General features: G+C 57.5%; 15 protein-coding genes. 11 read left to right on the top strand and 4 right to left on the bottom strand.

Translation table 11 applies throughout. From position 1 onward, the window contains the following. Positions 1 to 99: 99 nt before the first annotated feature. Both ftsB and ispD read left to right on the top strand, forming a co-directional pair. Positions 100 to 378, top strand: a complete 279-nt coding sequence (gene ftsB, locus FHL07_RS12555) for a cell division protein FtsB (protein ID WP_016782000.1) — start codon at positions 100 to 102, stop codon at positions 376 to 378. Beyond that, positions 375 to 1,079 carry a 2-C-methyl-D-erythritol 4-phosphate cytidylyltransferase gene (gene ispD, locus FHL07_RS12550; protein WP_095001322.1) on the top strand — a complete coding sequence of 235 codons (705 nt, stop codon included), beginning with the start codon at positions 375 to 377 and terminating at the stop codon, positions 1,077 to 1,079. The genes ftsB and ispD overlap by 4 nt, the downstream gene beginning before the upstream one ends. Positions 1,080 to 1,194: 115 nt before the next feature. Here the strand turns inward: ispD and FHL07_RS12545 are convergent, their stop codons facing one another. Next, entirely contained in the window at positions 1,195 to 2,100 is a 906-nt protein-coding gene (locus FHL07_RS12545; RefSeq protein ID WP_095038748.1) for a LysR substrate-binding domain-containing protein, read from the bottom strand. Between the two features lie 108 nt (positions 2,101 to 2,208). On the opposite strand from FHL07_RS12545, the gene FHL07_RS12540 reads away from it, so the two are divergent. The 8 genes from FHL07_RS12540 to rpoS all read left to right on the top strand — a co-directional run bounded on the left by FHL07_RS12540 (position 2,209) and on the right by rpoS (position 9,391). Beyond that, on the top strand, positions 2,209 to 3,321 hold the full coding sequence (locus FHL07_RS12540) for an S-(hydroxymethyl)glutathione dehydrogenase/class III alcohol dehydrogenase (RefSeq protein ID WP_016782003.1): 1,113 nt from the start codon (positions 2,209 to 2,211) through the stop codon (positions 3,319 to 3,321). Between the two features lie 84 nt (positions 3,322 to 3,405). Further along, on the top strand, positions 3,406 to 4,257 hold the full coding sequence (gene fghA / locus FHL07_RS12535; protein ID WP_170943723.1) for an S-formylglutathione hydrolase: 852 nt from the start codon (positions 3,406 to 3,408) through the stop codon (positions 4,255 to 4,257). A 43-nt stretch (positions 4,258 to 4,300) separates the two neighbouring features. Continuing rightward, on the top strand, positions 4,301 to 4,774 hold the full coding sequence (gene ispF, locus FHL07_RS12530; RefSeq protein WP_095001325.1) for a 2-C-methyl-D-erythritol 2,4-cyclodiphosphate synthase: 474 nt from the start codon (positions 4,301 to 4,303) through the stop codon (positions 4,772 to 4,774). Beyond that, positions 4,771 to 5,829 carry a tRNA pseudouridine(13) synthase TruD gene (truD, locus tag FHL07_RS12525; RefSeq protein ID WP_095001326.1) on the top strand — a complete coding sequence of 353 codons (1,059 nt, stop codon included), beginning with the start codon at positions 4,771 to 4,773 and terminating at the stop codon, positions 5,827 to 5,829. The genes ispF and truD overlap by 4 nt, the downstream gene beginning before the upstream one ends. After that, positions 5,817 to 6,566 (top strand): 5'/3'-nucleotidase SurE, encoded by a 750-nt coding sequence (gene surE, locus FHL07_RS12520; RefSeq protein WP_095001327.1) that lies wholly within the window; start codon positions 5,817 to 5,819, stop codon positions 6,564 to 6,566. Before truD ends, surE begins: the two co-directional genes overlap by 13 nt. Positions 6,567 to 6,607: 41 nt before the next feature. Continuing rightward, positions 6,608 to 7,243 carry a protein-L-isoaspartate(D-aspartate) O-methyltransferase gene (locus FHL07_RS12515; RefSeq protein ID WP_169916772.1) on the top strand — a complete coding sequence of 212 codons (636 nt, stop codon included), beginning with the start codon at positions 6,608 to 6,610 and terminating at the stop codon, positions 7,241 to 7,243. A 209-nt stretch (positions 7,244 to 7,452) separates the two neighbouring features. Further along, entirely contained in the window at positions 7,453 to 8,280 is an 828-nt protein-coding gene (locus FHL07_RS12510) for a peptidoglycan DD-metalloendopeptidase family protein (protein WP_095001329.1), read from the top strand. Between the two features lie 106 nt (positions 8,281 to 8,386). Further along, a complete protein-coding gene (gene rpoS / locus FHL07_RS12505; protein WP_095001330.1) occupies positions 8,387 to 9,391 on the top strand; it encodes an RNA polymerase sigma factor RpoS in 1,005 nt (334 codons plus the stop codon). A gap of 629 nt (positions 9,392 to 10,020) precedes the next feature. Here rpoS and FHL07_RS12500 read toward each other — a convergent pair. The 3 genes from FHL07_RS12500 to FHL07_RS12490 are packed head-to-tail and all read right to left on the bottom strand — an operon-like array spanning position 10,021 to position 12,570. Further along, positions 10,021 to 11,070, bottom strand: coding sequence for an alkene reductase (locus FHL07_RS12500; RefSeq protein WP_138738563.1), 1,050 nt, complete (start codon positions 11,068 to 11,070; stop codon positions 10,021 to 10,023). Positions 11,071 to 11,090: 20 nt separating this feature from the next. Continuing rightward, the gene (locus FHL07_RS12495) at positions 11,091 to 12,257 is read right to left on the bottom strand and encodes an MFS transporter (protein ID WP_095001332.1); all 1,167 of its coding nucleotides are present in this window, start codon (positions 12,255 to 12,257) and stop codon (positions 11,091 to 11,093) included. Positions 12,258 to 12,267: 10 nt separating this feature from the next. Then, entirely contained in the window at positions 12,268 to 12,570 is a 303-nt protein-coding gene (locus FHL07_RS12490) for an ArsR/SmtB family transcription factor (protein ID WP_095001333.1), read from the bottom strand. Positions 12,571 to 12,724: 154 nt separating this feature from the next. Between FHL07_RS12490 and FHL07_RS12485 the strand changes: the two genes are divergently transcribed. Further along, positions 12,725 to 13,312 carry an acyl carrier protein phosphodiesterase gene (locus FHL07_RS12485; protein ID WP_095020574.1) on the top strand — a complete coding sequence of 196 codons (588 nt, stop codon included), beginning with the start codon at positions 12,725 to 12,727 and terminating at the stop codon, positions 13,310 to 13,312. Positions 13,313 to 13,515: the final 203 nt, after the last annotated feature.

Here is a 13,515-nt window from a genome sequence, read left to right as displayed (position 1 = left end):
TGATGCTTCTGTATACAAGCCTGGTTCGTCCAGGCTTTGTATTATTCGTTGTTTACGTTTGTCGGCATGGCTGTCTTTTCACTGGATACCTGATATTCGATGCGCAGTCCCAATTGGTTGTTTCTAATCTTGCTCTTGCTGCTGGCAGGCCTGCAGTATCGCCTGTGGGTGGGTAATGGCAGTTTGGCGCAGGTTACTGACCTGACCCAGCAAATAGCCGATCAACGTGCTGAAAACGAAATCCTGCTTGAGCGCAACCGCGTGCTGGATGCGGAAGTGCTGGAGCTGAAAAAAGGCATGGAGACCGTTGAAGAACGTGCTCGCCATGAGTTGGGCATGATCAAAGAGGGTGAAACCCTCTATCAGTTGGCCCAATGAGTCATTTGTCACCGGCCTTCTGGGCCGTGATTCCTGCCGCGGGTGTAGGTGCCCGTATGGCCGCGGACCGTCCCAAACAATATTTGCAGTTGGGCGGACGCAGTATTCTGGAACACAGCATCAGCTGTTTCCTCGACCACCCGGGCCTGAAGGGGCTGGTGGTCAGTGTCGCTTTTGATGATCCATTCTGGCCGTCCTTGCCTTGTGCTGCCGACCCTCGGGTTGTACGGGTAGACGGCGGGCGTGAGCGCGCCGACTCGGTACTCAACGCGTTGTTGCACCTGCATGCGCAGGGCGCGGCAGATGACGATTGGGTGTTGGTGCATGATGCCGCGAGGCCCAACCTGTCTCGGGAAGACCTTAACAAGCTGCTGAGTGAATTGGCTGACGACCCTGTAGGTGGTTTGTTAGCCGTTCCAGCGCGGGACACGCTCAAGCGGGTGGACAAGCAGGGGCGTGCGGTTGAAACCGTGGATCGCAGCTTGATCTGGCAGGCCTATACGCCGCAGATGTTCCGCTTGGGGGCGTTGCATCGTGCTTTGGCTGACAGCCTGGTGGCCGATGCAACCATCACCGATGAATCTTCAGCGATGGAGTGGGCAGGCCTGGCGCCGCGTTTGATCGAAGGGCGTTCGGACAATATCAAGGTCACCCGCCCCGAAGACCTTGAGTGGTTGCGTTTGCGTTGGGCCAAGCGCTGATCAGAACCTGCGGAGGTTCTTGTGGGAGCGGGCTTGCTCGCGATGGTATCAGCTGAGTTTGCCTGACAGACCGAGTCGTCTGCATCACGAGCAAGCCCGCTCCCACTGTTAACAACTACTGCTCCCTCTCCTGGTATTCCTCCCGCTTGGCCAACCCCTCCTTCAAGTAATCAACCAGCTTTCTGACCTTGGGCGACAAGTGCCGCTGTTGCGGGTACAGCGCCCATACTGCGGTGTTGGGGGGCTGGTGGGTGTCGAGCAACGACACCAGCGTCCCGGTCTTCAAGTGCTCCAGCACGTAATAGTCCGGCAACTGACAAATCCCTACACCCTGTAACGCAGCATCCAGTACAGCCTGCCCACTGTTGCATCGCCAGTTCCCTTGCACCCGTTGCGAAAATTCGCGGCCGTCCTGCTGCAATTGCCATAGATCTGAACTGCCAATCAGACAATTGTGCCGGCTCAATTCCGACAGGCTATGGGGGCGCCCGTAACGTTCCAGGTAGGAGGGCGAGGCGCACATATACATGCGCCTGGGAGCCAGGCGCGTGGCTACCAGTCTTGAATCCTGCAAGCGCCCCAGGCGGATCGCCAGATCCAGGCTTTCATGCACCAGGTCCAATGGCCGGTTGCTCAGTTCGATGTCCACCCGCAATTGCGGGTACAGCCCCATAAAGCGCGTAACCAGCGGCACGATAAAGCGTTCGCCATAGGCCACGGCACAGGTCATGCGCAACATGCCCTTGGGCTCGCTGGCCAGATCACCGATGGCACGCAGTGCTTCTTCACGTCCGTCTTGCAGGCGCTGGCAATGCTGCAAAAAAGTCTGCCCGGCTTCGGTCAGCGTCACCTTGCGGGTACTGCGATAAAACAGGCGGGTCTGCAATCGCTCTTCAAGTCGCGCTACCTGGCGGCTGATATGGGATGAAGAGACGCCAAGACGTTCGGCCGCCGCCGTGAATTGGCCGCATTCGGCCACAGCGACAAATTCGTCTATACCTTCCCAGCGGTTCTCATTCATGGTTGATTATCCCTGCATAGCAATAATGTTTTGCTTTTGCCTGGATTATTAATCACCTGGCGCTGATTTACACTCTGCGTCTTGTTTTTACTTTGCTGGAGACGATCGATGATCAAGTCACGTGCCGCCGTTGCGTTCGAAGCCAAAAAGCCGCTGGAAATCGTGGAAGTAGACGTTGCCATGCCCAAGGCTGGCGAAGTGCTGCTGCGGGTTGTGGCCTCGGGTGTTTGCCATACCGATGCCTACACCTTGTCGGGCGCCGACCCGGAAGGCATCTTCCCGTCGATCCTGGGCCATGAAGGCGGTGCCATCGTTGAAGCCATCGGCGAAGGCGTGACCTCGGTTGCGGTCGGCGATCATGTCATCCCTCTGTACACCCCTGAATGTGGCAAGTGCAAATTCTGCCTGTCGGGCAAGACCAACCTGTGTCAGGCCATTCGTGCCACCCAGGGCAAGGGCTTGATGCCTGATGGCACTACGCGCTTCTCCTACAAAGGTCAGCCGATTTTCCACTACATGGGCACTTCGACCTTTTCCGAATACACCGTGCTCCCTGAGATTTCGGTCGCAAAAATTCAGAAGGACGCTCCTCTGGAGAAGGTGTGTCTGCTGGGTTGCGGCGTGACGACCGGGATCGGCGCGGTGCTGAACACGGCCAAGGTCAAGCCGGGCGACACCGTGGCCATCTTCGGTCTGGGCGGTATTGGCCTGTCTGCGGTAATCGGTGCGGTGAAAGCGAAGGCGGCGCGGATCATAGCCATTGATATCAACCCGGCCAAGTTTGAAATCGCCCGACAGCTGGGTGCTACTGATTGCGTGAACCCGAAAGACTTCGATCGCCCGATTCAGGAAGTGATAGTCGACATGACCGATGGCGGTGTCGATTTTTCCTTTGAGTGCATCGGCAATGTGCAGTTGATGCGTGCGGCACTGGAGTGCTGCCACAAGGGGTGGGGCGAGTCGGTGATTATTGGCGTGGCAGGTGCGGGGCAGGAAATTTCCACCCGTCCGTTCCAGCTGGTGACCGGTCGCGTCTGGCGCGGTTCGGCATTTGGTGGCGTGCGCGGCCGCAGCGAATTGCCAAGCTATGTAGATATGGCACAAAGCGGCGAGATCCCGCTGGATACTTTCATCACCCACACCATGGGCCTGGAAGATATCAATAAGGCTTTTGACCTGATGCATGAAGGCAAAAGCATCCGCACTGTCATCCATTTCTAAATAACTGCGGCAAGTCGAATGCCATAAAATACCTGTGGGAGCGGGCTTGCTCCCACAGGGGGGTGTTTGTCTTGTGGTCTGGAGTTGCCCATGTCTCTTGAGAACATTTCCTGCCAGAAGAGCTTTGGCGGTTGGCACAAGCGTTACAAGCACCGGTCCGAAGTGCTGGGCTGCGACATGGTGTTTGCCGTGTACTTGCCGCCGCAGGCGGAGCAGGGCGCAAAGCTGCCTGTAGTGTATTGGTTGTCGGGTTTGACCTGTACCGACGAAAACTTCATGCACAAGGCCGGGGCCATGAAGATGGCTGCCGAATTGGGCCTTATCATCGTCGCACCGGACACCAGCCCCCGTGGCGAAGGCGTGCCCGATGACCCGCAGGGGGCGTGGGATTTCGGCCTGGGTGCAGGGTTCTATCTGAATGCCACTCAGCAGCCGTGGGCCCAGCACTATCAGATGCACGATTATGTGGTGCAGGAATTGCCGGCTCTGGTCGAAGCGCATTTCCCGGCTTCGCAAAAGCGTGGCATCAGCGGACACTCGATGGGTGGGCACGGGGCGTTGGTTTGCGCGTTGCGAAATCCGGGGCGTTACCAGTCGGTGTCGGCGTTTGCGCCCATCAGCAATCCGATGGATTGCCCGTGGGGGCAAAAGGCATTCTCCCATTACCTGGGAGAAGAGCGGGCGCGCTGGCGTGAGTGGGATGCCAGTGTGCTGATTGGCGAGGCCAGTGAAAGGCTGCCGTTGCTGGTCGATCAGGGAGATCGCGATGACTTCCTGGCTGTTCAGCTCAAGCCTGAAGTGCTGCAACAGGCCGCCAGGCTAGCCGATTACCCGCTGACCTTGCGTTTGCAACCGGGCTACGACCATAGCTATTTCTTCATCGCCAGCTTTATTGACGACCACTTGCGTCACCACGCAAGCGCACTAAGTGCTTAATAGTAGGTAGAATCACGCCCTGACTTAATCGGGGCGTTTTTTTATGCGTATTGGCCACGGCTATGATGTGCACTGTTTCGCTGAAGGCGATTTCATTACGTTGGGCGGCGTGCGGATCTCCCATAAATTCGGGCTGTTGGCCCACTCTGATGGCGATGTGCTTTTGCACGCCCTGAGCGACGCCTTGCTGGGCGCTGCAGCGCTTGGCGATATCGGCAAGCATTTCCCGGACACCGATCCGACCTTCAAGGGCGCTGACAGTCGCGTTCTGTTGCGTCATGTCGTCGGTCTGATCCATGCCAAGGGCTGGAAAGTCGGCAATGTCGACAACACCATCATTGCCCAGGCGCCAAAAATGGCGCCGCATATTGAAACGATGCGTGCGCTGATTGCCGCGGATCTAGAGGTTGATTTGGACCAGGTAAACGTAAAGGCCACGACCACCGAGAAGCTCGGCTTCGTTGGGCGTGAAGAAGGCATCGCAGTGCATTCCATTGCCTTGTTGGTTCGCTCATGAACGAGTTCGATCTGCTGGGCCCGCTCGCTTATGGCGAGGCATTGGGCACGGCTGTGCTCAAGGCCACGGCTGAAGATTTTCAAGTCGACGAAGTGCTTGATATACCGCTGTCCGGAGATGGTGAGCACCTGTGGTTGTGGGTCGAGAAGCGCGGCCTGAATACCGAGGAGGCGGCCCGGCGCCTTGCCAAGGCTGCAGGCGTGCCACTGCGCACCGTCAGCTATGCAGGCCTCAAGGACCGCCAGGCATTGACCCGCCAGTGGTTCAGCGTGCAACTGCCGGGCAAGGCAGACCCTGATCTGTCGGGCGCCGAAAACGACACGCTGAAGATTCTCAAGACCTCGCGACACAAGCGCAAATTGCAGCGTGGAGCCCATGCGGCCAATGGTTTCACCTTGCGCCTGACGCAACTGAACGCTGACAAGGACGCGCTGGAGCAACGCCTGCAACTGATCGCCAAGCAGGGTGTACCGAACTATTTCGGTAGCCAGCGCTTTGGCTGGCAGGGCGGCAATCTGGGCGAAGCCCGTGATTATGCGGCGCGCAAGGCCTTGCCTGAGCAGCGCAACGTTCGTTCGCGGCTGCTGTCCACCGCGCGCAGCTATCTGTTCAATCAGGTGCTGGCCGCACGGGTGGCCGATGGCAGCTGGCAACGGGCGCAGGTTGGCGATTTACTGGCTTTTACCGACAGCCGCAGCTTTTTCCCGGCGGGCGAGGCTGAATGCAGCGACCCGCGCCTGGCCATTCTCGATCTGCACCCCACCGGCCCGCAGTGGGGCGAGGGCGAATCACCGACCACTGGCGCCACCCACGCGCTGGAGCAGTCAATTGCAGAGCGTGAAGCCGACTTGCGTGACTGGCTGGTACGCGCCGGCATGAGCCATGAGCGACGCATCCTGCGACTGCCCATTGGCCGGTTGACGTGGCATTATCCTCAGCCTGACATTCTGCAACTGGAATTTGTTCTGCCGCCAGGATGCTTCGCCACTGTTCTGGTGCGCGAGCTTGTTGATCTGGTGACGTTGGATCAAGCGGACACCTTATGCGTATTCTGATTTCAAACGATGACGGGGTAACAGCTCCGGGCCTGGCCGCGCTTTATGGTGCGCTGGCCGACTACGCCGAGTGCGTGGTAGTTGCCCCCGAGCAGGACAAAAGTGGCGCCAGCAGTTCGCTGACGCTGGACCGTCCCCTGCATCCTCATACCCTGGCCAATGGCTTTATCAGCATCAACGGTACACCTACCGATTGCGTGCATCTGGCTATTCACGGCTTGCTCGAGCAGCAGCCGGACATGGTGGTGTCGGGCATCAACCTGGGTGCCAACCTGGGTGATGACGTGTTGTACTCGGGCACTGTGGCGGCGGCACTCGAGGGCCGCTTCCTGGATCGTCCTTCTTTTGCCTTTTCGTTGGTCTCCCGCCAGGTGGACAACCTGCCGACGGCGGCGTTTTTTGCCCGCAAGCTGCTTGAAGCCCACGCATCGCTGAACTTGCCGCCGCGTACGGTCCTCAATGTGAACATTCCCAACCTGCCGTTGGCGAAGATTCGTGGCATTCAACTCACCCGTCTCGGCCATCGTGCCCGTGCTGCTGCACCGGTACGGGTGGTTGATCCGCGCGGCAAGGCAGGTTACTGGATTGCTGCGGCAGGCGATGTCGAAGACGGTGGCCCGGGCACGGACTTCCATGCCGTGATGCAGGGTTATGTATCGATCACGCCGCTGCAACTGGATCGCACCTTTGGTGATGGTTTCAACAGCCTCAATGACTGGCTGGAGGGCATGGGCTGATGGCGCGCGAGCAGGATGGCATGATGCACCGCGGCATTGGCATGACCTCTGAGCGCACCCGTGAGCGGCTGATTCAGCGCCTGCGTGAAGAGGGCATCGTTAACCAGAACGTGCTCGAGGTCATTCGCCGCACGCCACGTCATCTGTTTGTGGATGAAGCCCTGGCGCACAGGGCGTACGAAGATACGGCGCTGCCGATCGGCAATAACCAGACCATCTCCCAGCCTTACATGGTGGCGCGCATGAGCGAGCTGTTGCTTGAGGACGGGCCGCTGGACAAGGTCATGGAGATCGGCACCGGTTCGGGGTACCAGACCGCCGTGCTGTCGCAGCTGGTCGAGCGGATTTTTTCGGTCGAGCGCATCAAGGTGCTGCAGGACCGGGCCAAGGAGCGATTGCTTGAGCTCAACCTGCGCAATGTGGTGTTCCGCTGGGGCGATGGGTGGGAGGGCTGGCCTGCGCTGGCGCCTTACAACGGCATTATCGTCACCGCTGTAGCCACTGATGTGCCGCAGGCACTGCTCGACCAACTGGCCCCTGGCGGGCGCCTGGTGATCCCGGTGGGTGCCGGCGAGATGCAGCAGTTGATGTTGATCGTGCGCGAAGAGCACGGTTTCGCCCGGCGGGTGATCGGTAATGTACGCTTTGTGCCGCTGCTCAACGGGCCGCTGGCCTGAGTCTTTGTACGTATCGGGTGAATTTTGGGGCAGGGTACGGGTCATAAAGCCCATCACCCGGGCTCTGCCCGGTATGTGTGTATGTTTTATACGCTGTGTTTATCAATCGGCTTTACAGTCTGTAAAAGCCCTATAGCCAGTTATACTTGCTGCAAACCATGGCCAGTACTGGCGTTTTACTATTTAGCCATCTTCAAAGGGAGCGGCGGGTGAGTCTCACAGTCATTGCGCAGCGTAAGAGCAGCAAAAGCTTTCAGAGACTGGTGGTCGGTCTATTTCTGAGTACCACACTGGCTTTGTTGGCAGCGTGCTCCAGCACCCCCAAAAATGGCGTGAATGTCGTTGACCGTAACGGCGTGGCCCAGCGCCCGGCCGTGACCACCGGGCAATACGCGGTGCGTCGCGGCGACACTTTGTTCTCGATTGCCTTTCGTTATGGGTGGGACTGGAAGGCCCTGGCTGCACGCAACAATATTGCCGCCCCGTTCACCATCGTCCCGGGCCAGGTCATCCGCTTTGACGGTCGCTCAGGCACCCAGCCTGCAGGCGGCTCGACCACCACCGTTGTGTCATCCTCTTCGGGCAGCAAAACCACGGTTATCAAGCGTTCCGCCACGGCTGCAAGTGCCCCCGCAGCGGTTGCCCCGATGCCGGCAGGCCCTGCTCCCAAGGGGTGGGGATGGCCCTCAAATGGCATTTTGATCGGAAAATTCTCTTCAAACGGTAGTTTGAATAAAGGTATTGATATCGCCGGCGATTTGGGACAGCCTGTTTTAGCTGCGTCTGATGGTTCGGTTGTATACGCTGGCAGTGGATTGAGGGGCTACGGCGAACTGATCATCATCAAACACAGTGATACCTACGTCAGTGCCTACGGTCACAACCGCAGGCTTTTGGTTCGGGAGGGACAGCAGGTCAAGGTCGGACAGACAATTGCCGAAATGGGGTCAACTGGTACAGACCGGGTGAAACTTCACTTTGAGATTCGCCGCCAAGGTAAACCTGTAGATCCATTGCAATTCCTTCCTCGCCGTTGATCGGTTACCAGCCTGTTCCTGATGTGGATAAGGAACAGGCTCCAGCGTTGCCAGGGATTAAGGCGAGGCTTGAGCTTGAGGTCGAACTCAACAAAGGACTATTGCAATGGCTCTCAACAAAGAAGCGCCGGGGTTTGACATCGACGATGAGGTGCTCCTTATGGACTCCAGCATCGATAGCGACTTGATGTCAGAAGAAGACGATTCGCCCCCTACAGCTAGAACCAAGTCCAAAAAAGCAGCTGCTACAAAACAGCACAAGTACATTGACTACACGCGGGCCCTTGATGCGACCCAGTTGTACCTCAATGAAATCGGCTTTTCCCCGTTACTCTCTCCGGCAGAAGAAGTCCATTTTGCGCGTTTGTCGCAAAGCGGCGACCCGGCCGGGCGCAAGCGAATGATAGAAAGCAACCTGCGGCTGGTGGTGAAAATTGCCCGACGTTACGTCAACCGTGGTTTGTCATTGCTTGACCTGATCGAAGAAGGCAACCTGGGCCTGATCCGGGCTGTCGAGAAATTCGATCCCGAACGAGGGTTTCGCTTCTCGACCTACGCCACCTGGTGGATCCGCCAAACGATTGAACGGGCGATCATGAACCAGACCCGCACCATCCGTTTGCCGATCCACGTTGTAAAAGAGCTGAACGTCTACCTGCGAGCCGCGCGCGAACTCACGCAAAAGCTCGATCACGAACCCTCTCCTGAAGAAATCGCCAATCTGCTCGAAAAACCGGTCGCCGAGGTCAAGCGCATGCTTGGGCTTAATGAACGCGTGTCTTCGGTAGACGTGTCTTTGGGGCCGGACTCTGACAAAACCCTGCTTGATACCCTGACGGATGACAGGCCCACAGACCCTTGTGAGCTGCTTCAGGACGATGACTTGTCGCAAAGTATCGATCAGTGGTTGTCCGAGCTCACAGACAAGCAGCGTGAAGTGGTGATTCGCCGTTTCGGGCTGCGTGGCCATGAGAGCAGCACTCTTGAGGATGTAGGGCTGGAAATTGGCCTGACCCGTGAGCGTGTGCGCCAGATCCAGGTTGAAGGGCTCAAGCGCTTGCGAGAAATTCTTGAACGCAACGGCCTGTCGAGCGAGTCGCTGTTCCAGTAATCCGCGAACGGCTGACAAAAAACCCCGAACTAATCGGGGTTTTTTGTGGGTGTTTGTTTTGAGTGATGCCCGGTAGTGCGAATTTGACAACAATATGGACCTTGTTGTTATACAAACTTGAACTAATTGTTTATTTAATCGGCTTTGAAATGGAATGTCACGGACGAGATAGGTTATTGCCTGTGGCTTGCTGTAAGCCTTTACTTACTTTTTACGTAAGCCAAGGGCTTGGCAATAAAGGGCAAACGCCTTTGTGTAACAGTGCTTAACTCATAAGTCATTGAAATATAATGTATTTATATTTTTAGTTGGGCAGTTTGTGTAATAAATACTCATAACATCCGCGCTTGCAGCAATCCTATAAAACTCTAGTATTTGAACTGTATCGACGGATCGATACGGCGCTCAAGGAAGAACGCAGACGGACATCGCGGGAAGCGATTCATCAGGATGATGAGAAGGAACAAAAGGGACTAGGGAAAAAATGTGGGCGGGTCAAACCGCCCCTTTTTTTTGCCCGCAAAAAAGGTCCGGGCGGTGATGTTTAAACGGTTATAGCAAAACGCCCAAGGCCATTGGTCTCGGGCGTTTTGCGTGGTGCAGTCACCTGGCCGTGCCAGGCTCAGTACTTAGAGTACTGGATAGTCGATATAGCCCACTGCGCCATTGACGTAGAAGGTTTCCGGGTGCGCCTCATTCAGCGGCGCATCGGCCTTCAAGCGTGCGGGCAGATCAGGGTTGGCGATAAACGGCACGCCGAATGCGACGGCATCGGCCTTGCCTGCTGCCAGCCAGGCATTGGCACTGTCTTTGGTGAAGCTCTCATTGACGATGTACGGGCCACCGAAGGCTTGCTTGAGTTGCGGGCCCAGGCTGTCGGCAGCTTCATGCTCGCGCGCACAGATGTAGGCAATACCGCGCTTGCCCAGTTCGCGGGCGACATAACCAAAGGTTTCGGCCAGGTTTTCATCGCCCATGTCGTGCAGGTCGGCCCGTGGCGACAAATGCACGCCAACCCGGCCGGCACCCCAGACTTCAATGGCGGCGTCGGTAACTTCCAGCAACAGGCGCGCACGGTTCTCTATGCTGCCGCCGTACTGGTCGGTACGTTTGTTGGTGCTGCTTTGCAGGAACTGGTCGAGCAGGTAGCCATTTGCACTATGGATCTCGACGCCATCAAAACCGGCAGCCTTGGCGTTTTCTGCGCCTGTGCGGTAGGCCTCGACAATATCGGCGATCTCGGCAGTTTCCAGCGCGCGAGGCGTCGGGAAATCAACCTTCGGGCGCACCAGGCTAACATGGCCCTTGGCCGCAATGGCGCTGGGTGCAACCGGCGTTTCACCGTTCAGGTACATCGGATGCGAGATGCGGCCTACATGCCACAACTGCAGCGCAATCCGGCCACCGGCGGCGTGTACGGCCCGGGTGATGTTGGTCCAGCCGCGTACCTGGTCGTCGGCCCAGATGCCCGGAGTGTCAGGGTAGCCGACGCCCATAGGCGTGACCGATGTGGCCTCGCTCAGGATCAGGCCGGCAGAGGCGCGTTGAACGTAGTATTCAGCCATCAGGGCATTAGGTACCCGACCTTCGCTGGCGCGGCAGCGGGTCAGCGGAGCCATGATGATGCGGTTGGGCAGTTCGAGGTCGCCCAACTTGATCGGATCGAAAATCGTCGTCATTTATGCAGCCCTCTCAAGGATCAGTTCGTAGCAGTAGCCAGTTCGGAATTGCCGCCCTGGCGGAAAGTGATCAGCGTCACCAGCAGTGCCAGTATTGCCAGTGCGGCAGCGGCCAGTGGAACGCTGGTGAGTCCGAAGCCGTGGGCGATGACACTGCCGCCAACCCAGGCACCGAGTGCATTGCCGACGTTGAATGCGCCGATATTCAGGGTTGAAACCAGGTTCGGGGCAGCCTTGCCGAAGGTCACGACATTGATTTGCAGCGCCGGTACGGCAGCGAATGAAGCCGCAGCCCACAAAAACAGGGTGATTTCAGTCGGGATCACCGCGACGCTGGTCCAGGTCAGTACGGTGGACATCACCGCCATCGCGATAAACACACCGATCAGCGTTGCGGCCAGGCGTTTGTCCGCCAGCTTGCCACCGATGATATTGCCCACCGTCAGGCCAAGGCCGATCAGCAGCAGAGTCCAGGTCACGCCGCTTGGCGAAACGCCGGTGACATCACCGAGCAGGGGCGCGACATAAGTGAACAGGGTGAACATCGACGCGGAAAACAGCGCAGTCATGCTCAGCGACAGCCAGATGCCTGCGCCTTTGAGCGCGGCCAGTTCGGCACGCATGTCGAGTTTTTCCTCGTCACGCTTGGCTGGCAGAAAGCGGATCAGGCCGATCAATGCCACGACACCGATCACGGTGACGGCAAAAAACGTCGAGCGCCATCCTGCTGCCTGGCCCAGAGCAGTGCCCAGGGGAACGCCGAGCACGTTGGCCAGGGTCAGGCCGGTAAACATCAGGGCCACGGCAGACGCGCGCTTGTTGGCAGGTACCAGGCCTGCGGCCACGACCGAACCAATACCGAAGAACGCGCCGTGGCACAGGGCAGTGACAACACGGGCAAACATCAGCACGTTGTAATCACTGGCCAGGGCACAGAGCAGGTTGCCGATGATGAATATCACCATCAACGCTACCAGGGCGGCCTTGCGCGGCAACCTGGCCGTGGCCAGCGCCATAAACGGCGCACCGATGGCCACACCCAGCGCGTAGCCGGTTACCAGCCAGCCGGCACCGGGAATGGATACACCAAGGTCGGTTGCGACATCAGGCAGCAAGCCCATGATCACAAACTCGGTGGTCCCGATGGCGAAAGCGCTGAGCGCCAGAATGAGTAGCGAGAGGGGCATGGAAGTCCTTTTAAAGCTCTTGGCTGATTTTTTCGAGGAAGACCTTGATGGTTTCCTCATTACGTTTGAAAAAGTGCCACTGACCGTGTTTTTGGCTGGTAATCAGGCCCGCTCGCTGCAGCGTTGCGAGATGGGCAGAAACCGTGGACTGCGACAGGCCGCAGAGCTGATCAAACTGCCCGGCACACACACCATGTTCGGTGGAGTGAACCTGGTCAGGGAACGAGGCATCAGGGTTTTTCAGAGCGTTGAGAATTTCTCGGCGTACTGGGTGTGCCAGGGCTTTTATTATTTCGTCGAGGTCGATCGTCATGGTTGCAGTGCTCATTGGGTACAACGTTATATCGCGATGAGGCGAACTTTAAATCGTTATATCGCGATATACAAATATGATTTCGATCTTAGATCAGCTCAAATCGATATATCGGGTTATAACGATATTGGTGTGGCAGTGCTAAACTGCGCCCATGAATTATCTCGCACATCTGCACCTTGGCGGTCAGCGCCCGGAAGAAATGCTGGGCAGTCTTTATGGCGATTTTGTCAAAGGGCGGCTGCATGGCCAATACAGCGCGGACATTGAACACGGTATAGCGCTGCACCGCAGCATTGATGTCTTTACTGACAACCACCCCCTGGTTGATCAGTCGTTGTCGCGATTTGCCCATACTCGCCGGCGGTATGCGGGCATTGTGCTGGACGTGTTTTTTGACCATTGCCTGGCGCGGGACTGGGGGCAGTATGCTGAAGGGCCGCTGGAGCGTTTTACCTCGGATTTTTACCGGGTGCTGGTGGCCGAACAACAGCTGCCACGGCGGCTTGCCACGATTGCGCCGCACATGGCGGCCCATGACTGGTTGGGTTCGTATCGGGATTTTGCCGTGCTGGAGCAGGTGTTCAATGGTATAGCCCGGCGCTTGTCGCGCCCCGAGGAACTGGCCGGGGCGATGCAGGACTTGAAGGCGTTGTATGAACCTCTGAGCGAGGATTTTCGGGCGTTTTATCCGCAGTTGCAGGTATTTGCGGCGGGTTGTTACCGGAAGGGATGTCCGTAGCCGCTGACGAGGGGCGAAGTCGTCGCAAAATCAGGCAATGGGTTGTGTCAGTTACACCAGGTTCTCAGGGTTTACGGCTGTTTGATCTTGTTTGACTGGTGTGTTGAGTACATATCCGGCATTCGTGTCTAACTGGGATATTGGTTTCGCTCTTACAGCGAGTCACTTTTTCCAGACGCCGAAAAAGTAACCAAAAAGGCTTG

This window comes from Pseudomonas sp. FSL W7-0098 (assembly GCF_005930585.1).
In the GTDB taxonomy this organism is placed as follows: Bacteria; Pseudomonadota; Gammaproteobacteria; order Pseudomonadales; family Pseudomonadaceae; genus Aquipseudomonas; species Aquipseudomonas bubulae.
Note: the sequence above shows the minus strand (reverse complement) of the source record. Positions and strands in the feature narration are given on the sequence as shown.

What these genes read in the sequence shown, in the direction of transcription:
- ftsB (WP_016782000.1), top strand. Translation starts at nt 100, where the DNA reads ATGCGCAGTCCCAATTGGTTGTTTCTAATCTTGCTCTTGCTGCTGGCA.
- ispD (WP_095001322.1), top strand. Translation starts at nt 375, where the DNA reads ATGAGTCATTTGTCACCGGCCTTCTGGGCCGTGATTCCTGCCGCGGGT.
- FHL07_RS12545 (WP_095038748.1), bottom strand. Translation starts at nt 2,100, where the DNA reads ATGAATGAGAACCGCTGGGAAGGTATAGACGAATTTGTCGCTGTGGCC.
- FHL07_RS12540 (WP_016782003.1), top strand. Translation starts at nt 2,209, where the DNA reads ATGATCAAGTCACGTGCCGCCGTTGCGTTCGAAGCCAAAAAGCCGCTG.
- ispF (WP_095001325.1), top strand. Translation starts at nt 4,301, where the DNA reads ATGCGTATTGGCCACGGCTATGATGTGCACTGTTTCGCTGAAGGCGAT.
- truD (WP_095001326.1), top strand. Translation starts at nt 4,771, where the DNA reads ATGAACGAGTTCGATCTGCTGGGCCCGCTCGCTTATGGCGAGGCATTG.
- surE (WP_095001327.1), top strand. Translation starts at nt 5,817, where the DNA reads ATGCGTATTCTGATTTCAAACGATGACGGGGTAACAGCTCCGGGCCTG.
- FHL07_RS12515 (WP_169916772.1), top strand. Translation starts at nt 6,608, where the DNA reads ATGACCTCTGAGCGCACCCGTGAGCGGCTGATTCAGCGCCTGCGTGAA.
- rpoS (WP_095001330.1), top strand. Translation starts at nt 8,387, where the DNA reads ATGGCTCTCAACAAAGAAGCGCCGGGGTTTGACATCGACGATGAGGTG.
- FHL07_RS12500 (WP_138738563.1), bottom strand. Translation starts at nt 11,070, where the DNA reads ATGACGACGATTTTCGATCCGATCAAGTTGGGCGACCTCGAACTGCCC.
- FHL07_RS12495 (WP_095001332.1), bottom strand. Translation starts at nt 12,257, where the DNA reads ATGCCCCTCTCGCTACTCATTCTGGCGCTCAGCGCTTTCGCCATCGGG.
- FHL07_RS12490 (WP_095001333.1), bottom strand. Translation starts at nt 12,570, where the DNA reads ATGACGATCGACCTCGACGAAATAATAAAAGCCCTGGCACACCCAGTA.
- FHL07_RS12485 (WP_095020574.1), top strand. Translation starts at nt 12,725, where the DNA reads ATGAATTATCTCGCACATCTGCACCTTGGCGGTCAGCGCCCGGAAGAA.